Consider the following 21,453-nt stretch of genomic DNA (forward strand, 5'->3'; position numbering starts at 1 on the left):
CCATGATCAAAGCTCAATTTCAGGTTTTTGTCTCGCCGGAGGCAGTGGCTGAGGCGGTTGCCGCCCATATCGCCGAAGTGGTTCGGGCGCGTCCGGAGACGGTGCTTGGGCTTGCCACCGGCAAGACCTTTGTGCCGATCTATGAGGCCCTGGTGCGGGTGAGCGTCGAGACGGGGCTCTCGTTTGCGGAGGCGTCAAGCTTCAATCTCGACGAATATGTCGGGCTGGCACCAAACCATCCCGCTTCGTTCCGGCGCTATATGGAGGAGAATTTCTTCCGCCATGTCGATCTGCCGGCCGAGCGAGCACTGTTGCCTGAGGCCGATGGCGATGCGGCAGCGGCGTGCCTTGCTTATGAAGCGGCGATTGTCGCCCGCGGCGGGATTGATGTGCAGTTGCTCGGTATCGGGCGCAATGGCCATATCGGGTTCAACGAGCCGGGCTCGGCCTTCGATGGCCGCACGCAGGTGGCGAAGCTGACGCCATCCACCATTGCCGCCAATACCAGCGATTTCCCGCCGGGCGAGGTGCCGCCGCCGGAAGCGATCACCATGGGAATAGGAACCATTCTGGAGGCGCGTGAAATCGTGCTGGTGGCGACGGGCGCCGGCAAGGCCGAAGCCCTGGCCCGGGCGTTTCTGGCGCCGCCGGATGAGACTTGTCCGGCTTCAGCCCTGCAGCGGCATGGTCACGTGACCGTGTTCTGCGACGAGGCGGCTTTTGCGGGGATGGGCCACCAGGCAAAGGCGTGAGTTAGCGGCGCGTTTACCAAGCCGTCTCAAGGTGGCAGGGCTGCGGAAGCGGCGATCTGTTTCCCAAAGACGAGGCCGAAGCGCGATGTCGAAACTTCTGTCCGTTGCGCTTTGCCTCTTGCTCGCAACGCCAAGCCTTGCTGCCGACTGGAAATATGAAGGCGGCAATGTGCCGATCGCCTATTTCGACAATGGCGAGGCGCAGTTCCAATTCGCCTGCCGCGGCGGCGACCTCGCCATGGCCTATTGGGTGCGCAAACCGAGCCCGGACGTGGCGGCGGCGACGAGTTTGAGTCTTGCCATCAATGCGAGCGGCACGCCTTCGGGCAGCCTCGCCTCGACAGGCGGCACGATTTTCGCGCAGGATTTTCCACTCATCCATAGCGATGGCAGCTCGATCCTGGTGCGTGGACCGGTGGCCCGGCAATGGGCCAGAATCGCGCAACGGGCGGGTGATATGATCCGGGTCGGGTTCGTCCGGCGCAAGGCGCAGGGCGGGCTGGAAGTGTTCGACGGGCACGAATTCGGCGCCAGAGGCTCCAATGCCGCAATCGCCAAAGTGCTCGGCCAGTGCGGATAAGACAAAAGGCCCCGTCGGCAATGCCAACGGGGCCTTCCTATATTCTGCTCGGCGTTTCCGCCTTGGCTTAGAAGCTGTAATTCACGCCGGCGCGGATGACGCTGAACTTGTGGCCGATGTCGCGGGCGCCGCCCGGGAGACCGCCATAGGACTGGCTGCCGAGGTCGACATAGAGGTATTCGGCCTTGACCGAGATATTGTCGGTGGCCTTGGCTTCGATGCCGAGACCGGCGGTCCAACCGAAATGGGTGGCGGACTGCGAGGTGGTGACGCCGCCATTGACGACCTGGGCGGTGCCGCGACCGAAGGCGGCGCCGAGGGTTACGTAGGGCATGACCTGGCCGAAGGTGCCGCCGGCGCGGGCGCGGACAGTGCCGAACATGTCGAGCTTGGCTTCAAAGGTGCCGGGGGTGACGGCCGGTTCGCTGTAGGCGAGGTTCGCCCATTGCAGGTCGCCTTCGGCGCCGATCACGAGGCCGCCCATATCGGCGTTGAAACCGGCCTGGGCACCAGCAGTCCAGCCGGAGCTGTTATTGTTGGTGTTGACGATGGCCGGGGAATTGGTGGTGTTGCCCCAAGTGTAGCCACCGTTGACGCCGGCATAAAAGCCGTTCCAGTCGGTGACCGAGGTGGAGGAATACATGGGCGAGGTCGCCGGAGCGCTGTTCCAGCCCAGATCGGCGGCTCCGGCCGACGCCGTCAGCGCCAGGAGAGCAGAAATCACAATGGCGGAACGCTTCATTTTTGGCCTCGTCGATATACGCCTAAACATGAGGCTCAAAATCGTCTCAAGGTCTTAATGATCGGGTAAGGAATAAGGTTAACGCGCAGGGTTTTATCGATTTGTGAAAGGTGGCGTTAGGGAAGGGGCCGGCGGCTCGTGTGCCAGTGGCTCTCATACCCCCACCCTCATTCCCTCCCCACAAGGGGGAGGGAGGCGAAGGAGCCGCGAAGCGGCGTGTGCCTCAGCTATGGAGGCCTGGGGCTTCGCGGCCGGTGGAGGCGACGTATTCGGTGTAGCCGCCGCCATAGGCGTGGACGCCCTCGGGAGTCAATTCGAGTACGCGATTGGAGAGCGCGGCGAGGAAATGGCGGTCGTGGCTGACGAAGAGCATGGTGCCTTCATATTGGCTCAGCGCCGTGATCAGCATTTCCTTGGTGGCGATGTCCAAGTGGTTGGTCGGCTCGTCGAGGACGAGGAAGTTCGGCGGATCGAAGAGCATCATGGCCATGACGAGGCGGGCCTTTTCGCCGCCTGAGAGGACACGGCACTTCTTTTCGATTTCGTCGCCGGAAAATCCGAAGCAGCCGGCAAGGGCGCGGAGCGGCGCCTGGCCGGCCTGCGGGAAGGAATATTCGAGCTGCTGGAAGACGGTCAGATCGCCATCGAGCACGTCCATGGCGTGCTGGGCGAAATAGGCCATTTTTACGCTGGGGCCGCGGGAGACCGTGCCTTGGTCGGGTTCGGTGGTGCCAGTGACCAATTTCAGAAGCGTCGATTTGCCGGCGCCGTTGATGCCCATGATGGCCCAGCGTTCTCGGCGGCGGACGTGGAAGTCGAGGCCATCATAGATGGAGCGGCTGCCGTAGCTTTTTGAGACGCCCTTCAAAAGCGCAACGTCTTCGCCCGAGCGCGGGGCGGGACGGAATTCGAATTCGACGGTCTGGCGACGCTTGGGCGGCTCGACGCGGTCGATCTTTTCGATCTTCTTGACGCGGCTCTGCACCTGGGCGGCGTGGCTGGCTCGGGCCTTGAAGCGGGCGATGAAGTCGAGCTCTTTCGCGAGCATGGCCTGCTGGCGCTCGAACTGGGCCTGCTGGTTCTTTTCGGCGATGGCGCGCTGGGCCTGATAGAATTCGTAATTGCCCGAATAGGTGGTCAGCGCGCCGGCGTCGATCTCGACGATTTTCGTGCAGATGCGGTTCATGAATTCGCGGTCGTGCGAGGTCATGAACAGGGCGCCCTGGTAATTCTGCAGGAAAGCTTCGAGCCAGATCAGGCTTTCGAGGTCGAGGTGGTTGGAGGGTTCGTCGAGGAGCAGTGCGTCGGGGCGCATGAGGAGGATTTTGGCGAGCGCGACGCGCATCTTCCAGCCGCCAGACAGGGCGCCGACATCGCCGTCCATCATTTCCTGCGAGAAGCCGAGGCCATCAAGGACTTCGCGGGCGCGGCCATCGAGGGAATAGCCATCGAGTTCTTCGAACTGGTGCTGGATTTCGCCATAGCGCTCGATGATGGCGTCCATCTCGTCCGCCTTGTCGGGATTGCCCATGTCGGCTTCGAGGGCGCGCATTTCGACAACGAGAGCGCTGACGGGGCCGGCGCCATCCATGACTTCGGTGACGGCGCTGCGGCCGGACATTTCGCCGACATCCTGGCTGAAATAGCCGATGGTGGTGCCGCGCTCGACCGAGACCTGGCCCTCGTCAGGCTGCTCTTCGCCGGTGATCATGCGGAAAAGCGTGGTCTTGCCAGCGCCATTGGGGCCGACGAGGCCGATTTTTTCACCCTTGAGGAGCGTTGCCGATGCCTCGATGAAGACAATCTGCTTGCCGTTTTGCTTGCCGATGCTTTCGAGGCGGATCATTCTTTTGGGCCTTCTGAGAAATTCAGTAGACCTCAACAGTGCGGTGCCACGTCCTCGTGGTTCGAGGCTGCGCTAACGCTCCGCACCTCACCATGAGGACTACTGGGGTTGCCGATGTTGTCCGTGCTCTAAAGCACGGTCCCGCCATAGCGCAAGGGCCGCGCGGACACAGCGGCTATGCGGCGATAAACTTCGTTTACGCTGCGTCGTTGATGAGGCCTTCGGCCATGCCGTATTCGTGGAGCTTGCGGTAGAGCGTCGAGCGGCCGATGCCAAGGGCGCGGGCGACGCGGGACATGCGGCCGCCGTGATAGTCGATGGCAAAGGCGATGGCTTCGCGCTCGATATCGGAGAGGGCCTGGAGGTCGCCCGATGCATTGAGGAAGCGATCCTGCATGGGCTGGACGGCCGGTTCGGTGCGGAGGCGCGCCGGAGCGCTGTCGATATGGACGGGCGCGGCGAGGACCGCGGCTTGTTCGGTGGCGCGCACGGCTTCTTCGCGGCCGGCGGATTGAGCCAGGATCTGCGGGAAATCGTCAGCTTCGAGGAACGCGGCATCGGCAAGGACGACGGCGCGATAGCAGGCGTTTTCGAGCTGGCGGACATTGCCCGGCCAGTCATAGGAAGCGAGAAGGTCGAGGGCCGCGGGCGTGGCGCCGAGAACGCGTTTGCCGGCTTCGGCGGCGAAGCGGGCGGTGAAATGGGAGACGAGCGCGGTCAGGTCTTCGAGGCGCTCGCGCAGCGGCGGCACGTAGATGGGGAAGACGTTGAGGCGGTAGAAGAGGTCCTCGCGGAACTCGCCTGATTTGGCGAGGTTGAGGAGGCGCCGGTTGGTGGCCGAGATCAGGCGGACATTGACCTTTTCGGGGCGCGTGGCGCCGACTGGTTCGATCTCGCCTTCCTGAAGGGCGCGCAAGAGCTTGACCTGGGTGTCGAGGGGCAGTTCGCCGACTTCGTCGAGGAAGAGTGTGCCGCCATGGGCTTCGGCGAATTTGCCCGGCTGGTCGGCGATGGCGCCGGTGAAGGCGCCCTTCTTGTGGCCGAAGAGCACGGATTCGACGAGATTGGGCGGGATGGCGCCGCAATTGACGGTGACGAAGGGTTTGCCGGCGCGATCGGAGCCGCCCTGGATGATACGGGCGACCAGTTCCTTGCCCACGCCCGTTTCGCCCTCGATGAGGACGGGGATCGGGCTTTTGGCCGCTTTTGCAGAAAGCGCGAGGACGCGGGCCATGGCCGGGGCGCTGGCAATCATGTCCGACGGGGAAAAGGTGCCGGAGCGGCGGGCGTGTTCGGAGCGGATAGCAGCTTCGAGCGTGTCGAGTTTGAGCGCATTGCGCAATGAGACGACAAGGCGCTCGGGCGAGACGGGCTTTACAAAGTAGTCGGCCGCGCCCTGGCGCATGGCGGAGATAACGGTTTCGAGCGACGAGTTGGCCGTCTGGATGATGACGGGGGTGGTCAGGCCCTCGGCGCGCATGGCGGACATCACGCCCATGCCGTCGAGATCTGGCATGACGAGATCGAGGATCATGGCGCCGATCTGGCGGTCGTCGCGCAGAATGGCAAGCGCCTGTTCGCCGCCTGTGGCGGTGAGCGGCTTGAAGCCGGCGCGGTTGGCGATTTCAGCCGTCAGGCGGAGTTGCACCGGATCATCGTCGACCACAAGAACGCGCGTCATGCCTATCCCAAGTTCATTTCGTTGCTCGGCACGAATCGGGTGTGCCGTTTTGGGAGAGAATGAGGAAAGTGACTTAAGAGGGTGTTAATCCTAACGAATTGCTCCTCGCATCCGCGAAGGCAAATAAAAAGGGCCGCGGAAAAATCCGTGACCCTCAAGAATTCAGTGTGTCTGGTCGTCCAACCGGATCAGTGCCGCTCCATCACATTGAAGCGGGCAATTTCGTCTTTTACTTCCAGCTTTTTGCGCTTGAGCGCTGAGACCATCAGGTCATCAATCTGGCGATTCTGCATCTCTGCCTGAATCTGCCGGTCCAGTTCCTGATGGCGCCGTTCCAGCGCTGCGATGTGGCCTTCAGTAGTCATAGACAACTCCTTCGACATCGTGGACGAGGGGATAGTCACAAATCTTTCACGCTTTGTCGACTGCCTCAAAAGGGGGTGATCGAATTGAGATGCAAATCGTGATCCGATGCGTTAACCAAGTGTGAGTTGGGGCGGGACTATTGGTTTTTCTATGCTGCAGCTCGACAAGGAACAGGAAGCCCAATTCGGGCTGGAGCTGGCGACCAAGCGCCAGGAGCATGCAGACCTGGATGCCGCCATCCACACGCTGACGCAATCGCAATTTGCCGACCGGATGCTGGTGCAGCGGCTCAAGAAGCGCAAGCTGGCGCTGAAGGACCGCATCGTGCAACTCGAAAGCATTCTGCTTCCCGACATTATCGCCTGACGGTTTTGGCGCTAAAGCGTAAACACGCTTCAGCTTTCTTTGTTGGCATGTCTTTGCCCCGAAACCGGTGACCACTTTCGGGAGACATGCTTGAGGCGCCTTGAGCGCTGCGGCTTTTTAGGCTAGATGCGCGCTTTGCGGAGCGGCAGGGGGAGAACTCGCCATGCTCAAGCCACCAGTTGCCATCGTCATGGGCAGCCAATCGGACTGGCCCACCATGCGGCTCTGCGCCGAAACCCTCGAAAATCTTGAGATCGAATATGAGGCGCGGATCGTTTCGGCGCATCGTACGCCCGAGCGGCTCGTCGACTTCGCCATGAATGCCCGGGCCGAAGGGATCAAGATCATCATTGCCGGGGCCGGGGGCGCGGCGCATCTGCCGGGCATGATCGCCGCGATGACGCCGCTGCCGGTCTTCGGCGTGCCGGTGCGTTCGAAGGCACTGAGCGGCATGGATAGCCTCTATTCCATCGTGCAGATGCCGGGCGGCGTGCCCGTGGGAACGCTGGCCATCGGCGAGCCGGGCGCGATCAATGCGGCGCTGCTGGCAGCGTCGGTGCTGGCGCTGAACGATGATGAACTGGCTGACCGGCTCGATGCGCATCGCGCGCGGCAGACTGCATCCGTCCCGCAATTCCCTTCCGATACCGAGTAAGACCTTGTCCGATTCCTCCGTCTCGCTGCGTCCTGGTTCCACCATCGGTATTCTGGGGGGAGGGCAGCTTGGCCGCATGCTGGCTTTGGCCGGCGCCAAGCTGGGATTGAAGAGCCATATCTATTGTCCGGACCCGCAGAGCCCGGCTTTCGATGTGACCCCGTTCAAGACGGTGGCGGCATATGATGACGAGGCGGCGCTGCGGAAATTTGCGGCCCAGGTCGATGTCGTCACCTATGAGTTCGAGAATGTGCCGGCGGCGACGGCGGAAATCCTCTCGAGCCTGAAGCCATTGCGGCCGGGCGCCAACGCGCTGGCGATCTCGCAGGACCGGCTGGCCGAAAAGGGATTTTTGGCGTCCAAGAATATTCCGGTGGCGCCCTATCGAGCCGTGCATTTGCTTGAGGATTTGAAGGCGGCGGTGGCGGAGCTGGGGCTGCCGGCGGTGCTGAAGACGACGCGGCTGGGCTATGACGGCAAGGGGCAGCGGGTGCTGCGCCAGCCGGGCGATGCCGAGGCGGCGTTTGCCGAGCTAAAACCGCATCCGCTGGTGCTGGAAGGTTTTGTTCCTTTTGAAAAGGAAATTTCGGTGGTGGTGGCGCGCGGGGTCGATGGCTCGGTGCGGGCGTTCGATCCGGCCGAGAATGTGCATCGGCACCATATTCTTTTTACTTCGACGGTGCCGGCGGATATTGCGCCTGGCATTGCCAAGCATGCCGCGATGCTCGCCAAGGTGATCGTCGTGGCGCTCGACTATGTCGGTGTGCTGGGCGTCGAATTCTTCGTGCTCGGTGGCGAGCGGCCGAGCCTCGTGGTCAACGAGATTGCGCCGCGGGTGCATAATTCGGGGCACTGGACGGAGGCCGTGTGCCTCACCGATCAGTTCGAGCAGCATATGCGGGCCGTGGCCGGCTGGCCGCTGGGAGATCCCCGGCGCTATGCCGATGTGGTGATGCAGAATCTCATTGGCGATGAGGTCGAAGTGGTGCCGGGTGGCATCGATGGCGATACGCAGCCGCATCTCTATGGCAAGGCGGAAGCGCGACCGGGGCGGAAGATGGGGCACATCAACCGGATTGTGCGGAGCGAGTAGGCGCGGGCAGTGCTCGTTGCTACCCCCACCCTTGATCCCTCCCCACAAGGGGGAGGGAGACGAAAGGGCCGTTTCATCTAGGCAAGCGCCTCCCTCCCCTTGATGGGGGCGAGAGCTACAGGCCGCTGGTGCGAGCGCTACCGAGCGAGCCAATTCCCAAAGGCGTCGGCGACGGCCTTGGGGTTTTCCATGGTCGGCAGGTGGGCACTCCTAGCGAAGCGGACGATGTCGGCATGGGGGACGGTTGCGGCCATTTCCTCGGCCAGCTCCATGGGCGTCAGGACGTCTTCAGTACCGACGCCGATCAGGGTCGGGACCTTGACACCCGCGAGGTCGGGACGGGAATCTGGGCGACCGAGAATGGCCTGCTGCTGGCGGATATAGGCGTCCTGGCCCAGGCGCTCGGCCATGGCCTGCACTTCTTCGGCGAGCGGCGTGTTGAGATTGCGCTTGGCGACGAGGCTCGGGAGCAGGCTGCGCGAGACGCCGATGAATTTGCCGAGTTTGACGTTCTCGATGCCTTTTCTGCGGGCTTCGCGGCGCTCGTCGGTGTCGGGGCGGGCGGAGGTATCGAGAAGCGCCAGATGGGTGACACGATCGGGCGCCTGGCGCATGATTTCGAGCGCGACATAGCCCCCCATGGAAAGGCCGGCCAAGGCGAATTTTGGCGGGGCTGCTGCCAGCGTCCGGCTGGCCATGCCGGCGACGGAATCATCGAGCGTGAGATCGGCAACCATGGGCGCGACGGTGTCGCGCAGCGGCAGGACGACATCGCGCCACAAACGCGCATCGCAAAGCAGGCCAGGCAGGAGGACGATGGGTGTGTACACGGCGCCAACCTCTTGAGAGCAGCAAAGAAGCGGTAGACGGCTTCGGAAAATCAGGCAATACGCCGAATTTCCTGACTCCCATGTGGACAAGTCCTGAGAGGCGAGCTATATAGCGCGCCACGGTGACCGGCTCGGCTGGTCGGCGAAGTGGTTGTTATGGCTGTTTCGCTCCTATCCAAACAATTTGCCAAAGCTTTGAAGGGGCAGTTGACCTTTGCAAGTAGTCGTTCGCGATAACAATGTAGACCAGGCGCTGCGCGCCCTGAAGAAGAAGCTGCAGCGCGAAGGCGTCTTCCGCGAAATGAAGCTGCGCAATTACTACGAAAAGCCCTCTGAAAAGAAGGCTCGCCAGAAGGCCGAGGCCGTTCGTCGCGCCCGCAAGCTGGCCCGCAAGCGCGCACAGCGCGAAGGCTTGATCGCCGCTCCGGCGCCGCGCAGCTAGTCAGCGCGTAGTCTAGGAAATTTGAAAACGCCGCCCTTCGGGGCGGCGTTTTTTTGGTTTTGGAAGGGCGTCTTCCGCCTTCACGAACTCAATTGTCACCCCGGCGTAGGCCGGGGCCCATCCCCAAATCTCAAGATGGGTCCCGGCCTACGCCGGGATGACAGCCGGTGGTGGTTAGGTGTCTATGCCTTCCGCACGCGTCGTAGGTCTGTGACTGCTAGCACAATCGCTAGCGCCGCGAGGCCGGGCATAAGGGTTACGAGCGCGGTGCGCGCTTCGGGGAAGAAGATTGTGCCGGCGAGCGATGCCAAAAAGCCGCCGCCCATCTGGAAGAAGCCGGTGAGCGCACCGGCCGAGCCGGCGATTTCGCCGAAGCCGGACATGGCCGCCGCTGTGGCGCTGGGGCTGAGGCAGGCGAGCGAGAGCATCCAGAAGCCGACGGGGATCATTACGGCCATGACCTCGTTCGGCCAGAGGCGTGGACCCATCGCGTAGCCGAGGCCGGCGAGGGCGATGAGCACGAGGCCGATGGCGACGAGCTGCCAGCCATCGAGATGCTTTGAGAGGCGCGCGGCGACGATATTGCCGGTGATGAAGGAACCGGTCTGGATCAGCATGGCCATGGCGAACTGGAAGGGCGTCAGGCCGATCTGGTCGATGAGCACGAAGGGCAAGAGCGCGGCGGAGGCGTAAAAGCCACCGAAGGCGGCGGCGAGCGTGCCGGCGGGCAGGAGGAAGGCGGGGGCGCGGAGCAGGCGGCCGTAATTGCCGATGATGGTGGACGGCTTTAGCGGGATGCGCCGGTCTTCGGGCAGGGTTTCGCGGGCGGAAAAACCGAGGAGGGCGATGATGGCGAGGCCGAAGCCGGCCATGACCATGAACATGACGTGCCAGGTGCCGACGAGCATGATGACGCTGCCCAGCGTCGGGGCGACGGCGGGGGCGACTGTCAGAACCAAGTTGATGAGGGTGAGAATGCCGATGGCTTCGCGGCCGACGAAGAGATCGCGCACCATGGCGCGTGACAGGGCGACGCCGGCGGAAACGCCAAAGCCCTGCAGCACGCGTCCGAGGAGCAGCACTTCGAGGCTTGGCGCGAAGGTGGCGACGAGACCGCCGAGGACATAGATGGCGAAGAAGGCGATGCCGGTGGCGCGGCGGCCGAAGCGATCGGAGAGGGGGCCGCAGATGAGCTGGGCAAGCGCGAAGGCGGCGAAATAGACGGTCAGGGTCAGCTTGCCGCCGGCATCATTGGTGCCGAGATCGGTGACGAGGGAGGGCAGGGCCGGGGCATAAAGCGTGAGGCTCAGGGGGCCGGTCGCCACCATGAGCCCGCCGATGATGGCCGTGCGGCGGCCGGACATGGCGGGTGAAACTGTGCTGGTTTGGTCGGTCATTGGTCTAGAAAGGTTGCGTCAGTTCACGGCGCCGGCGTGGGTGAAAAAGGCCTTGGCCTTGTCCCAGATGCCGGCATCCCAGAGATCGGAATGGTCGGCACCGGGGACGATCCAGAGTTCGTCGGGATTGGGCGCAAGGGCGTAGAGGCGTTCGCCATTGGAGACGCCGATCGTGCGGTCGGCGGTGCCGTGGGCGACCATGACGGGCTCGGTGACGTCGGCGATCCATTCGTTGGAGCGGAACTGGTCGAGCATGACCCAATTCACCGGCAGGATGGGATAGCGCTCGGCGGCGACGGTGACGGCGGAGAGGAAGGGTGTTTCGAGAAGGAGCGCCTTGGCATCCCTAACGCTCGCGACATAGGTTGCCGGACCCGTACCGAGCGAACGGCCCCAGATGACGATGGGGAAATTCTTGGCTGCGGCCCAATCATAGGCGGCGATGGCGTCGGCCAGAATGCCGGTTTCGCTGATCGTGCCCGGCGACATCGGAAACCCGCGATAGTCGAAGGCCAGAAAACCAAAGCCTTCCGAGACGAAGCGCTCGTAGCGGATGTGTTCGGCGCTAAAGCTGCCGGAATTGCCTTTGTAGTAGACGATCAGCGGCTTGCCGGGCTGGGGTGGCTGATACCAGCCATTGATGACGGCGCCGTCGACGGGAATGGCGATTTCCTCGGCATCCGGCAGGGCCGTTTCGGCGAGGGACGTTATCTCGCCCGTCGCCTCGTATTGCAGGGCGCGCTGACTGAAATACATGAAGCCCACGGCCCCCGTGTAGACCACGAGGACCAGGGCGATAAGCGCAATGGCGCTAATTCGGAGCAGCTTCACCGGTATTTCCCGAACAGTTTGCTGCTCTGCCTATAACAGGCCGTGAGCGATCAGAGTTCGGAAATCGTCTTTTCGAGCGCCTGGGCAAAAACCTCGTCGGGCTGGGCGCCCGAAAGCGCGTATTTCTCGCCAAAGACGAAGAAGGGCACGCCGCGGATGCCCTGCTGGGCGGCGGAGGTGGCGAGCTGTTCGGTGATCGAGAGCTCGTTGGCGTCGTTCATGGCGTCGAGTGCGTCGCCGCGGTCCCAGCCGAATTTTACCGCGACATCGGCGAGGGTATTGTCGTCGTTGATCTGCTGGTGATCGAGGAAATAGGCCTCGGCAATGGCGTTGGCCAGTTCGTGCTGGTTGCCATTGGCCTTCGAGAGCCGGGTGATGGTGTGCGCCTTGGCCGTGTTGAACATGCGCGGCTGTTGCGACAGGTCGAGATCGATGCCGGCTTTCTTGGCTTCGCCTTCGACGCGGGCCCACATTTCCTTGGGGTCGCGGCCATATTTTTGTTTCAGCATCTCGCCGACATCGACGCCTTCGGGCGGCACGGTGGGGTCGAGATAGAAGGGGTGGTTTTCAACGACGACGTCGATGTCGTCGGGGAGTTTGGCCAGGGCCTGGTCGAGACGGGCAGAGCCGACGAGGCACCATGGGCATACGACGTCGGTAAAGACGTCGATCTTGAGAGTGCGAGCCATTAGGCGCTCCAGTAAATGAGGTTGCCCTCACATGGAGCCGGCTCGTCCGGCCTGCAAGAAGGCACTTTCGGGTAACCTTGCCTCAGGTGGCGGCAGGCGCGGGGTTTTGCGCGGTGATCAGAGCAAAGGGCGGGCTCCAGGCGGCAGCGACCGCAAGGCCGAGGGCGGCACCAAACCCGATCCAGACGAGGACCGGAACCATCAGCCAACCGCCAAGGCGGGAAGAGGCGGTGATACGCAGGCTGGTGGCGAGGGCGAGGAGCATGACCGTGGTCATGACCAGCGCCAGAGCGAGGGAATCGAGCGCCGCGGCCGGGAAAGGAAAGGCGATCATGGCGGCGACAAGCGCGATGCCCCAAGGCAGAACGGTGCGATTCTTGTTTGCGGCAAGACCAATGGCGAGACCGACGAGGAACAGGAGGACAAGGTGAATGGCGGCGCCGGCCCAGCCGGGCAGGCCGACGGGGGAAAAGAAATAGGGCTGCAGGCCCATGGCTTCGGCCATGAAATTGACGGCGCCAAAGGCGGCGAGCGGTAGAACGGCAGAGAGCATTGGGCGCGCCAAGGCGCCGAAATCCATGGCGTGGGCGGTCGAATGGAAGTTGCTCTGCTGGGCTGTGATGGTCGCCATTTTGCGGCTCCCGCTGTTCCTGTTTCGGGGAGTCAATGGCGTGGGGCGGAGAAGGGTTCCCTATACGTTAACACGCTCGCGTGTGTGGATGGCTTGCGAAGGGCCGCGCCGGAGACTATCTGGGGCCGGTCTTTCGAAAGGGAACCGACATGGCCGATCAGGATCAAAACGAGCGGCTTGAGCGCCTCGAAAGCCGGGTCGCCTTCCAGGATCAGACGATTGAAGACCTCAACGCCGTCATCACCGAACAGTGGACGGTGATCGAGCAATTGCGCCGCAAGCTCGAGGTGATGGAAGAGCAGGTGCGCAGCGGCAGTTTTATCGCTGATCCATCCAGCGAAAAGCCGCCGCCGCATTACTGACCAGTCAGCGGCCGCCGGTTAGCGCGTCAGTGTTTCCGCCAGGAACGGCAGGCTGATGTCCATGCGGTAATCGACGCTGGAATGGTTGTCGGGGAACTCCTCGTAGCGGTGGGGAATGCCGCGCTGTTCGAGGGTGCGGTGGATGCGGCGGGAGCCGTAGAGGATGTTGTATTGATCCTCGGTGCCGCAGTCGAAGTAGAAACCCTTCAGTTTGGTGATTGATTCCGCGTGGGTTTCGATCATGCGAGCGGGGTCCCATTTGAGCCAGTTGGCCCAGCGCTCTTCGATGAGTTCGCAGGTATCCAGGGTGACCGGTAGGCGGAGGCCAAGGAAGGTGCTTGGTTCCGGATCGGGGTCGAAGCTGGCGGCCTGGGCGAGGATCATGAGGAGGAGTGTGTCCTTGCCGTCGATCTTCTGCTTGGCTTCAAAAGCCCGCATCCAGGTTTCGATGGAATTGTCGGATTTTGCCAGCGCGCGCAGGCTGTTGGGGAATTCGGGGATATAGAGGTTTTCAAAGCCCGCATCGCCCGAATGGCTGGCGGCGGCGGCCCAGAAATCGGCATGCAGCATGGCATGGACCAGCGAGCCGAAACCGCCCGAGGATTTGCCGAAGACGCCGCGACGGCGGGTACCGCCGCAGGAGAATTTTTCTTCGACGAAGGGCGCCATTTCGCCGATGAGGAAATCTTCGTAATTCCCGAGAACGGGGCTGTTCACATATTGATTGCCGCCGAGGCGGGAGAAGCAATCGGGGAAGGCGACGACGACGGGCGGCATCTTGTTGTCGCCAATCAGGCGATCGAGACGCTCGGGGACGTTTTCGCCAAAATTCTTCCAGGCGGTATGGGCGGGGCCGCCAGCGGTGTAGCCGACAAGATCGACGAGGAGCGGCAGGCCGGTGCCGGTGTGACCGGCGGGAATGTAGACATCGACAAGGCGCTCGGTCGGATCGCCGAGGCGATTGCCGGCTAGGGCCTTGCTCTCGATGGCGAGGCGATGGACGGTGCCGGGGGCGTGGGTCGTGCGGCGCATGGCGTGCTCCCAAATATTGGCCTGGCCCCCGGTTTGCCGGTTCGTGTCCGGCTTGGCAAGGTTTTAGGCCATCATGTCGACGAGCGAGCCGGGCTCGGCATCGGCGTTGTTGGTCACGTCTTCGAGGATGCGACGGCTGATCTCGTCTTCGATCGCCTTGCGTGCTTCTGGGTCCATCGCGGCCAGATCTTCTTCGGTGAGCCCCATGCTCTGGAGCATCTGCATATGCAGCCGCTCGGCCGGCGACATGCTGGCGATCTTGAGGAATTCTTCCTCCGCGCCGGGTTTGATCTGATTGGTCAGCGAACTCGAAGACAGGCTGAGCGGCTTATTGGTGGCGGTGATGGGACTGTAGGAAGACGTGATCATGACAGACCATGACAGGAGGGATGGTGTTTCAATCAATGCAAGGAGCTTGCCAGTGCCGGACGGCCGCAATTCCTGGGGATTTGGCGGGCTGGCGCGCGCCGGCGGTGCCTTGCGGCAGAAGCTGCCGTGCCGAAATTGCCGTGTCGCCTGAACCGGGTTGCCAATTTTGCCGTTGTGAGGAGTCTGATGGACATGCCCGTTATCGACCGCAACCTCTATGTGCCGGCACTCGATGCCTGGATCGATCCGTCCGAGCCGAAGGCGCGGGCTATCATTACCCATGGCCATGCCGACCATGCGCGGTCGGGGCATGGGGCGGTGCTCGCGACGCCCGATACGATCGAGATCATGAAGGTGCGCTATGGCGAGGATTGTGCCGGACGGTTTGAAGCGCTGGATTTTCATGAGCCGCTGACGATGGATGGGGCGACGATCACGTTCTTTCCGGCGGGGCATATTCTGGGATCGGCACAGGTGCTGGTCGAGGCCGAGGGGCAGCGGGTGGTCGTTACGGGCGACTACAAGCGGCTGCGGGATCGGACGGCGCAGCCTTATGAGCCGGTTGCTTGCGATCTGCTCGTAACCGAGGCGACGTTTGGGCTGCCGGTGTTTCAGCATCCTGATCCAAGGGATGAAATCGCGCGGCTGTTGAAATCGGTCGCGGCGCAGCCGGAGCGGAGCCATCTCATTGGCTGCTATGCGCTGGGGAAGGCGCAGCGGGTGATTGCGCTGTTGCGCGATGCCGGGTGGGATCGGCCTATTTATCTGCATGGGGCGATGATCAGGCTTTGTGAGCTTTATCAATCGCTCGGCGTGGAGATCGGCGAATTGCTGCCGGCAACGGGCATGGGCAAGGCCGAGATGATGGGGCAGATCGTGATCGCGCCGCCTTCGGCCATTCGCGATCGCTGGAGCCGGCGGTTTCCCGATCCGGTGGTGTGTCAGGCCTCAGGCTGGATGAGTGTGAAACAGCGCGCAAGACAGGCGCTGGTGGAATTGCCGCTGGTAATCTCGGATCATTGCGACTGGGGCGAACTCAATGTCTCGATCCTCGAAAGCGGGGCGGAGACCGTGTGGGTGACGCATGGGCGCGAGGATGCACTGGTCTATTGGTGCAAGCAGCAGGGGCTGAACGCGGAGCCGTTGGCACTGCCGGGGCTCGATGACGATGGCGGGGAGGGCGGGGAGTGAAGCGCTTTGCCGACCTCCTGGAACTGCTCGCTTTGACGCCGTCGCGGACGCGAAAGATCGAGGCGCTGAAGCGGTATTTTGCCGAGGTGCCGGATCCGGACCGGGGCATTGCACTGGCGGTGCTGACCAGCGAGATGGATATTCGCAATGTGAAGCCGGCTCTGTTGCGCGACACGGTGCTGGCCGAGGTCGACGAGACGCTGTTTCGGCTCTCTTATGACTATGTCGGCGATCTCGGCGAGACGATTGCGCTGATCTGGCCGCACAAGGCCGAGGGCGAGTTGCCGGGGCTTTCGGCGCTGGTCGATCTCCTCAATCACACGAGCAAGGCTGAACTGCCGAAGGTGATCGGTGGGCTGCTTAGTCAGGCCGCGATTCATGAACGCTGGGCATTGGTAAAGCTGGCGACGGGGGCGCTGCGGATCGGGGTTTCGGCGCGGTTGGCGAAGACTGCGCTGGCGGAAATGAGCGGGGCGGAGCTGCAAGAGATCGAAGAGGTCTGGCATGGGTTGAGGCCGCCCTATGCCAATCTCTTTGCCTGGCTTGAAGGCAAGGCGGGGCGGCCGGATATCGACAACGCGGCCCGCTTTCATCCGCTGATGCTGTCCAATCCGATCGAAGACAAGGATTTTGAAAAGCTCGATCCGAGGGATTTTTCGGCCGAGTGGAAATGGGATGGGATTCGCGTGCAGCTCGTCATGGGGAAGCAAGGCGTGTCGATGTTTTCGCGCACCGGCGACGAGATCAGCGGGTCGTTTCCCGACGTGGTCGAGAGCGTCATGGGGCGGGCCGTGCTCGATGGCGAATTGCTTGTCGGGCACGATTTCGAGGCGCGCAGCTTCAACGACCTGCAGCAGCGGCTGAACCGAAAAGTGGCGCAGGGCAAGCAGATGCAAGAGCTGCCGGCCTTTGTGCGGGTCTATGACATGCTCTTCGATGGCGAGGAGGATATTCGTGTGCTCGGCTGGGAAGGGCGGCGGGGGCGGCTCGAGGCGTGGTTTGCCAGGAATCCGCAGACGCGGTTGGACCTTTCCGAGGTTTTGCCCTTCGACGGCTGGGAGGATTTGGGACGGCTACGTCGGCAGGGTGCCGATGAGCATGGCCATGAAGGGGTGATGATTAAGCTTCGTACGGCGCCCTATGTGCCGGGGCGGCCCAAGGGGTTTTGGTTCAAGTGGAAGCGCGATCCCAATGTCGTCGATGCGGTGCTGATGTATGCGCAGCGCGGGCACGGCAAACGCAGTTCCTATTATTCGGACTACACGTTTGGGGTCTGGAAGGGGAACGAGATCGTGCCGATCGGAAAGGCCTATTTCGGTTTTACCGATGAGGAGTTGAAGCAACTCGACAAGTGGATACGCGCCAATACGACGGGCAGTTTTGGGCCGGTACGGGAAGTGAAGAAGGAGCTGGTGTTCGAGGTCGCGTTTGACTCGGCGCAAAAGAGCGGACGCCATAAGTCGGGGGTGGCACTGCGCTTTCCGCGGATCAACCGGATACGCTGGGATAAGCCAGCGCAGGAAGCGGCGCGGCTCGAGGATATGGATGCGTTTGTCGGCGCCACCTAGGCCACGGCGCGTCTTAGTCCCGAGGTGGGGAATTTGCGACCGGCCTTGATCAGCTTGCCGTCGAGGCCAAGGGCCTTGTCCCAGAGGGCGATGACGAGGGGGCTCGGGGCAACATTGGGGAAAGTCTTGAAGATGGCCTGGCCGGCTTTGTCGGCGGGTAGATAGCGCGAAAGAATGCCGAGGGCGGTGGCGGCGCCTCTGGTGCTGCCTTGGAGGCAGTGGATCATCAGGCGCGCGTCCTTGGGGAGGCCATCGACGAAGGTCATGATCTCGTCGATATGGGCGCGGGTGGGGGCGCCCGTAGCCGCGGGATCGGCGACGTCTTCGAAGCGGGCGTGAAGCTGTTTTGTCTGATCGAAGTCAGGCAGGCCGAGATAGCGGCTTTCCGGGCCATAGATGGAAATGATGTGGCTCGGGGCCCATTCCAGGCCAGTGCGGCGGGCTTCGGTCTGGCTGCAGACCAGCATGGCGCAGGGCCAGCGATTGGGATGGCCGGTACCGTCTGTCAGGGACGCGAACAATTCTGACATGGCCTAACTCGCAGGGGAGACTCGTGTCCGGGCAAGTTTGCGGATTTCTTGCAGTTCGGCAATCGTGGTTTGCAGGTCAGCCAATTGTTGTTCAAGCAATTCTAAACGCTCGTCCACTTTTTCGGCGAGCAAGTTTACCTGTTGGCCGCGGTCGGCGTCATAGAGCGCGAGATAGTCGGAGATATCGCGCAGCGAAAAGCCGAGCCGCTTGCCGCGGAGGATCAGGATCAGCCGGGCGCGATCGCGGCGGCGGAAGACGCGGGTGGCGCCCAGCCGCTCGGGCGCGATCAGGCCCTTGCTTTCGTAAAAACGAATGGCCCTGGTCGAAATGCCGAATTCGCGGGCGAGATCGGCGATGGAATAGAGATCCGGGCCATCGGAAATGGCCGGGCTATCGGCGTCGGAGGAAGTCACTGCTTCTGGGCTTTCTTCTGGGCATATTCTTCGCGCAGCTCTTTCTTGGAGAGCTTGCCGATCAGCGTCTTTGGGAGCGCGTCCTTGAAGATGATTTCCTTGGGCATCTCGATCTTGTTGAGCTTTTCGGCAAGGAAGTGCTTCAGGTCCGCTTCGCTGACAGTCTTGCCTTCGCGGAGTTTTACATAGGCGACGGGGGCTTCGCCGCGGTAGTCGTCGGGCACGCCGATGACATTGGTTTCCTCGACGGCCTCATGGGCCATCAGCGCTTCCTCGATGGTGCGCGGATAGACGTTGAAGCCGGAACAGATGATCAGGTCCTTGATACGGTCGACGAGGAAGACATAGCCGTCTTCATCGACATGGCCGACGTCGCCGGTGCGCAGCCAGCCATCGTCAAAAGCCTCCTCGGTCGCTTCGGGATTGTTGTAGTAGCCCGACATCACCTGGGCCCCCCTAACCTGCAATTCGCCGTTTTCCCCGATGCCGACTTCCTTGTGCTTGTCGACATCGACGAAGCGGATATCAGTGCCGGGAAGGGGCAGGCCGATGGACATGGGTTTTGACGCGACGCGGAGCGCAGCGCAGCAGACAACGGGTGAAGCTTCGGTGAGGCCGTAGCCTTCGGCGAGAATGGCCTTCGATTTTTTGGCGAAGGCGTGGCGCACTTCGTCGGGCAGGGCTGCGCCGCCGGAGATGGCGACTTCGAGGCTTGCGAGGTGTTCTGATGTCGCCGTGTCGGCACGGGCAATGGCGTTGAGGAGCGTCGGCACTGCGGGCAGGACGTTTGCCTTGGTGCGGAGGAGCAGGTCGAGCAGCGCCTTCAATTCGAAGCGCGGCAGCATGACCACCTGCGTGCCGTTGCAGAGCGGCACGTTCATGCAGACGGTCATGGCGAAGATGTGGAAGAAGGGTAGGACGGCGACCACCTTGGAGGGCGGGTAGAACAGCCCGCAGCCCCATTTGTCGATCTGGCTCATATTGGCCGCGATATTGGCATGGGTGAGCAGCGCACCCTTGGGGATGCCGGTGGTGCCGCCGGTATATTGCTGCACGGCAATGTCGGTTTTCGCATCGATATGGACGGCGCTCGGGGTTTCCTTTGCCGCAATCAGCTCATCGAAGGCGCGGATTTTTCCGGCATGCACGGAGCGGGACGGGTTGGAGAGGTCCTTGCGCTTGAAGAGCGAGAACAGAACCTTTTTGGCCAGTGGCAGGGCGTCGGGGAAGTGGCAGACGACCAGGGATTTGACATGGCCGGCCGCAAGCAGGGCCTCGGCTTTTTCAAAAATCTGTTTGAGATCGAGCGTGATCAGAATGTCGGCGCCGGCATTCTTGGTGATGTGGCTGAGTTCCGGGACGGTGTAGAGCGGGTTGCAATTGACCACCGTGCCGCCGGCCCGGAGCACGCCATAATAAGCAATCGGGTAAAAGGGCGTATTGGGCAGCATGAGTGCGACGCGGCTGCCCTTCTTGACGCCATATTGGGACTGGAGGGCGCCGGCAAAGGCGACGATCTTTTTGGCGAGGTCGCCGAAAGTGGTGGTGCCGCCAAGGAAATCGAGCGCGACTGCGGAGGGGTTGCGGGCGCAGGCGGCCAGGACCTGTTCATGTACCGGGGTGGTGTCGATCTCGGTCTGCCACTCGATGCCCTCGGGATAGCTGGCGATCCAGGGACGGACGCGATCGGGCGAATGAGTGTCGGTCGACATGCCTTGTTCCTCCTCGTGATGCCGGCAGCGCGGTATTTTCCGTCGCTTCCTCCGCCAGCATGCAGCAAGACTATTTCATGGCTTTACGTTAGCGTCAAACAACTGACCGTGGGGTATCGGCGTTCCCCACTGATCCGAACAATGCGGCAGGGAGACAAAGGTGCGGGAATTTCGTTTCGAAGCCGAAGTCATCCATTGGCGCGGGCCGGCACCGTTCTACTTTGCGCGGCTGCCCGATGAGGTGGCGCGGAAGGTCGGGGAGATGGCCAAGTCGGTGTCCTATGGCTGGGGCGTCATTCCGGTCGAAGCGGTGATCGGCGATGTGACGTTCCGCACCTCGCTCTTTCCCAAGGAGGGCGGCTATCTGCTGCCGCTCAAGGACGCGGTGCGCAAGAAGATCACCATTCCCGAGAATGGTCTGCTTGAGATCGAAATGGTCGTGGGACCAGGCTGACGGCAGAAGGCCCCGCCGGAGCAGGGCCCTTAGTATGCTGGCTGGATGAAGTTGAAAACCTCAGGCAACGGCGCGGAGCTGCGGCTTGCCTTCGGCAGCCTGGGCAACGGCCCAGTCGAGAGCCATGTCGGCAACCTGTTCCCAACCCTTGTCCATCAGTGTCCAGTGCGAGCGATCCTCGAAGATATGGAGATCGGTGCGCGTCTTGGCTTTGCGCTGCTTGTTGTAGATGGCGCGGGTCATTGAGGCATCGGCGATCAGGTCCTTGCCGCCGCCAATAAGCAGGAGCGGAGCGCGGTTCTGCTTGGCCCAGTCGATCTTGATCGGGTTGACGACGCCGTTCCAGTAGACGCGGCCGGGGGTCGGGACGACGTAGCGATCGTAGTTGGCGTCGACATCGGCGATATCCTGGGTTTGGGCGAAGCGGCTGGCGAAGAAATCGCGGCTCATCACCTTGGCCTTCTTCCACGAGAAGACGTCAGAGAAGACCGGCAGGGCCGAGACGATGGCCTGGGGTCCGAGCGGCACGCCGGGTGTCGGAGCGGGGTTGATGGCGACGCCGGCGACACCAAGACCACGGGACAGCAGATGCTGGACGAAGACACCGCCGAGCGAGTGACCGATCAGGATCGGCTTTTCCGGCAGGGCGCGGATGATGGCTTCGTAGTGTTCGATGATCTGGCTCTGGCTCAGGGTGGCGAGTTCCTTGGCGGGGGCGGCACGGAGCTGGGCCGGGCTGCGGTCATCAAAGGGCCAGTCGGCGGCGATGACATTAAAACCCTTGGCTTCGTAGCGGGCCTTCACCTTTTCCCAGGAGCGAGCATTGAGCCAGGCGCCATGGATAAGAACGATCGTGTTGGTCATTTTAGTCTCCTCAGTGTTTGGCGAACCCCTTGTTCGCCGTTCATGAGGAGAGATTA

Annotated in this window: 25 protein-coding genes; 10 read left to right on the forward strand and 15 right to left on the reverse strand. The window is 62.4% G+C overall.

Features of this window, described 5'->3' with window-relative positions; genetic code table 11:
• Window positions 1-2: 2 nt before the first annotated feature.
• Complete coding sequence (locus JP75_RS21965) at window positions 3-752, forward strand: glucosamine-6-phosphate deaminase (protein ID WP_035086948.1); 750 nt, start codon at window positions 3-5, stop codon at window positions 750-752.
• 85 nt (window positions 753-837) lie between these two features.
• Complete coding sequence (locus JP75_RS21970) at window positions 838-1,332, forward strand: hypothetical protein (protein ID WP_035086950.1); 495 nt, start codon at window positions 838-840, stop codon at window positions 1,330-1,332.
• Between the two features lie 67 nt (window positions 1,333-1,399).
• On the opposite strand, the gene JP75_RS21975 is transcribed toward JP75_RS21970, so the two are convergent.
• From JP75_RS21975 to JP75_RS26050, 4 genes are all read right to left on the reverse strand, one after another.
• Entirely contained in the window at window positions 1,400-2,074 is a 675-nt protein-coding gene (locus tag JP75_RS21975; RefSeq protein ID WP_051961148.1) for an outer membrane protein, read from the reverse strand.
• A gap of 223 nt (window positions 2,075-2,297) precedes the next feature.
• Window positions 2,298-3,920: an ABC-F family ATP-binding cassette domain-containing protein gene (locus tag JP75_RS21980; RefSeq protein ID WP_035086952.1), complete on the reverse strand. Its 1,623-nt coding sequence runs from the start codon at window positions 3,918-3,920 to the stop codon at window positions 2,298-2,300.
• A gap of 196 nt (window positions 3,921-4,116) precedes the next feature.
• Window positions 4,117-5,601 carry a sigma-54-dependent transcriptional regulator gene (locus tag JP75_RS21985; RefSeq protein WP_035086954.1) on the reverse strand — a complete coding sequence of 495 codons (1,485 nt, stop codon included), beginning with the start codon at window positions 5,599-5,601 and terminating at the stop codon, window positions 4,117-4,119.
• Between the two features lie 188 nt (window positions 5,602-5,789).
• Window positions 5,790-5,966, reverse strand: a complete 177-nt coding sequence (locus JP75_RS26050; protein ID WP_084587863.1) for a YdcH family protein — start codon at window positions 5,964-5,966, stop codon at window positions 5,790-5,792.
• Between the two features lie 151 nt (window positions 5,967-6,117).
• Between JP75_RS26050 and JP75_RS21990 the strand changes: the two genes are divergently transcribed.
• The 3 genes from JP75_RS21990 (at window position 6,118) to JP75_RS22000 (ending at window position 8,081) form a co-directional block, all read left to right on the forward strand.
• A complete protein-coding gene (locus JP75_RS21990) occupies window positions 6,118-6,333 on the forward strand; it encodes a YdcH family protein (protein WP_035086956.1) in 216 nt (71 codons plus the stop codon).
• Window positions 6,334-6,496: 163 nt separating this feature from the next.
• Entirely contained in the window at window positions 6,497-6,988 is a 492-nt protein-coding gene (purE, locus tag JP75_RS21995) for a 5-(carboxyamino)imidazole ribonucleotide mutase (protein WP_035086958.1), read from the forward strand.
• Between the two features lie 4 nt (window positions 6,989-6,992).
• Window positions 6,993-8,081, forward strand: coding sequence for a 5-(carboxyamino)imidazole ribonucleotide synthase (locus tag JP75_RS22000; RefSeq protein ID WP_035086961.1), 1,089 nt, complete (start codon window positions 6,993-6,995; stop codon window positions 8,079-8,081).
• Between the two features lie 137 nt (window positions 8,082-8,218).
• Here the strand turns inward: JP75_RS22000 and JP75_RS22005 are convergent, their stop codons facing one another.
• A complete protein-coding gene (locus tag JP75_RS22005; RefSeq protein WP_035086963.1) occupies window positions 8,219-8,911 on the reverse strand; it encodes an alpha/beta fold hydrolase in 693 nt (230 codons plus the stop codon).
• 214 nt (window positions 8,912-9,125) lie between these two features.
• Here JP75_RS22005 and rpsU point away from each other — a divergent pair, with 214 nt between their 5' ends.
• Entirely contained in the window at window positions 9,126-9,353 is a 228-nt protein-coding gene (gene rpsU, locus JP75_RS22010) for a 30S ribosomal protein S21 (protein ID WP_035086964.1), read from the forward strand.
• Between the two features lie 182 nt (window positions 9,354-9,535).
• Here rpsU and JP75_RS22015 read toward each other — a convergent pair whose 3' ends face one another.
• The 4 genes from JP75_RS22015 to JP75_RS22030 all read right to left on the reverse strand — a co-directional run bounded on the left by JP75_RS22015 (window position 9,536) and on the right by JP75_RS22030 (window position 12,901).
• Window positions 9,536-10,750, reverse strand: a complete 1,215-nt coding sequence (locus JP75_RS22015; protein ID WP_035086965.1) for a multidrug effflux MFS transporter — start codon at window positions 10,748-10,750, stop codon at window positions 9,536-9,538.
• A gap of 18 nt (window positions 10,751-10,768) precedes the next feature.
• The gene (locus tag JP75_RS22020) at window positions 10,769-11,581 is read right to left on the reverse strand and encodes an alpha/beta hydrolase (RefSeq protein WP_051961152.1); all 813 of its coding nucleotides are present in this window, start codon (window positions 11,579-11,581) and stop codon (window positions 10,769-10,771) included.
• 50 nt (window positions 11,582-11,631) lie between these two features.
• Window positions 11,632-12,270 carry a DsbA family oxidoreductase gene (locus tag JP75_RS22025; RefSeq protein ID WP_035086966.1) on the reverse strand — a complete coding sequence of 213 codons (639 nt, stop codon included), beginning with the start codon at window positions 12,268-12,270 and terminating at the stop codon, window positions 11,632-11,634.
• A gap of 82 nt (window positions 12,271-12,352) precedes the next feature.
• Window positions 12,353-12,901, reverse strand: coding sequence for a tryptophan-rich sensory protein (locus JP75_RS22030; protein WP_035086967.1), 549 nt, complete (start codon window positions 12,899-12,901; stop codon window positions 12,353-12,355).
• Window positions 12,902-13,050: 149 nt separating this feature from the next.
• Here JP75_RS22030 and JP75_RS22035 point away from each other — a divergent pair, with 149 nt between their 5' ends.
• On the forward strand, window positions 13,051-13,263 hold the full coding sequence (locus tag JP75_RS22035) for a SlyX family protein (RefSeq protein WP_035086968.1): 213 nt from the start codon (window positions 13,051-13,053) through the stop codon (window positions 13,261-13,263).
• Window positions 13,264-13,281: 18 nt separating this feature from the next.
• On the opposite strand, the gene JP75_RS22040 is transcribed toward JP75_RS22035, so the two are convergent.
• Both JP75_RS22040 and JP75_RS22045 read right to left on the reverse strand, forming a co-directional pair.
• Window positions 13,282-14,295: an alpha/beta hydrolase gene (locus tag JP75_RS22040; protein ID WP_035086969.1), complete on the reverse strand. Its 1,014-nt coding sequence runs from the start codon at window positions 14,293-14,295 to the stop codon at window positions 13,282-13,284.
• A 63-nt stretch (window positions 14,296-14,358) separates the two neighbouring features.
• Window positions 14,359-14,664 (reverse strand): hypothetical protein, encoded by a 306-nt coding sequence (locus JP75_RS22045; protein ID WP_051961156.1) that lies wholly within the window; start codon window positions 14,662-14,664, stop codon window positions 14,359-14,361.
• A 186-nt stretch (window positions 14,665-14,850) separates the two neighbouring features.
• Here JP75_RS22045 and JP75_RS22050 point away from each other — a divergent pair, with 186 nt between their 5' ends.
• Both JP75_RS22050 and JP75_RS22055 read left to right on the forward strand, forming a co-directional pair.
• Window positions 14,851-15,855 carry a ligase-associated DNA damage response exonuclease gene (locus JP75_RS22050; RefSeq protein ID WP_035086970.1) on the forward strand — a complete coding sequence of 335 codons (1,005 nt, stop codon included), beginning with the start codon at window positions 14,851-14,853 and terminating at the stop codon, window positions 15,853-15,855.
• Window positions 15,852-17,423 (forward strand): cisplatin damage response ATP-dependent DNA ligase, encoded by a 1,572-nt coding sequence (locus tag JP75_RS22055; protein WP_035086971.1) that lies wholly within the window; start codon window positions 15,852-15,854, stop codon window positions 17,421-17,423. Before JP75_RS22050 ends, JP75_RS22055 begins: the two co-directional genes overlap by 4 nt.
• On the opposite strand, the gene JP75_RS22060 is transcribed toward JP75_RS22055, so the two are convergent.
• Genes JP75_RS22060 through JP75_RS22070 form a run of 3 tightly spaced genes read right to left on the reverse strand, consistent with a single transcriptional unit; the run spans window position 17,420 to window position 20,079 of the window.
• Window positions 17,420-17,953, reverse strand: coding sequence for a hypothetical protein (locus JP75_RS22060; RefSeq protein ID WP_035086972.1), 534 nt, complete (start codon window positions 17,951-17,953; stop codon window positions 17,420-17,422). The genes JP75_RS22055 and JP75_RS22060 overlap by 4 nt on opposite strands.
• Before the next feature lie 3 nt (window positions 17,954-17,956).
• Window positions 17,957-18,367: a MerR family transcriptional regulator gene (locus tag JP75_RS22065; RefSeq protein WP_244446387.1), complete on the reverse strand. Its 411-nt coding sequence runs from the start codon at window positions 18,365-18,367 to the stop codon at window positions 17,957-17,959.
• Window positions 18,364-20,079, reverse strand: coding sequence for a long-chain-fatty-acid--CoA ligase (locus tag JP75_RS22070; RefSeq protein WP_035086973.1), 1,716 nt, complete (start codon window positions 20,077-20,079; stop codon window positions 18,364-18,366). Before JP75_RS22070 ends, JP75_RS22065 begins: the two co-directional genes overlap by 4 nt.
• A gap of 160 nt (window positions 20,080-20,239) precedes the next feature.
• Between JP75_RS22070 and JP75_RS22075 the strand changes: the two genes are divergently transcribed.
• On the forward strand, window positions 20,240-20,533 hold the full coding sequence (locus JP75_RS22075; protein ID WP_035086974.1) for a DUF1905 domain-containing protein: 294 nt from the start codon (window positions 20,240-20,242) through the stop codon (window positions 20,531-20,533).
• Between the two features lie 60 nt (window positions 20,534-20,593).
• Here JP75_RS22075 and JP75_RS22080 read toward each other — a convergent pair whose 3' ends face one another.
• Window positions 20,594-21,397, reverse strand: coding sequence for an alpha/beta hydrolase (locus tag JP75_RS22080; RefSeq protein WP_035086975.1), 804 nt, complete (start codon window positions 21,395-21,397; stop codon window positions 20,594-20,596).
• Window positions 21,398-21,453: the final 56 nt, after the last annotated feature.

Origin of the sequence: Devosia riboflavina, from assembly GCF_000743575.1 — a bacterium.
Taxonomy (GTDB): Bacteria; Pseudomonadota; Alphaproteobacteria; order Rhizobiales; family Devosiaceae; genus Devosia; species Devosia riboflavina.